The organism is Acetivibrio ethanolgignens, assembly GCF_001461035.1.
Lineage (GTDB): Bacteria > Bacillota > Clostridia > Lachnospirales > Lachnospiraceae > Velocimicrobium > Velocimicrobium ethanolgignens.
Genome location: NZ_LNAM01000012.1, coordinates 1 through 410, shown reverse-complemented (window position 1 = coordinate 410; position 410 = coordinate 1).

Sequence of the window (410 nt, the reverse complement as noted above, 5' to 3'; positions counted from 1 at the left end):
TGCTCTGCTCTGCTCTGCTCTGCTCTGCTCTGCTCTGCTCTGCTCTGCTCTGCTCTGCTCTGCTCTGCTCTGCTCTGCTCTGCTCTGCTCTGCTCTAACAGATTATCCATTCCACGCATTGCTTTGTCAACTCCTTTTCCTTTCTATTAGATGAACTCTCATTTATATGCATACTTTTTGTATACAATTCTATTATACACGGTAAGGGCAGGAAATGTAAACTAGCCAAAGGGATAGACTTTTTGATTTGAGAGGGGCTTTCGAAGCATATAAATGATCATTCTCATTTCATATGATATACGTAACCATTGTTGCATGGGCGGGGCAGAAGAACCGTCCCTACGTTAATTGCCCGCCAGCTCTTCCATATACAGTTCTGCAATATATGACGGTCCATTCCACCACAGTTT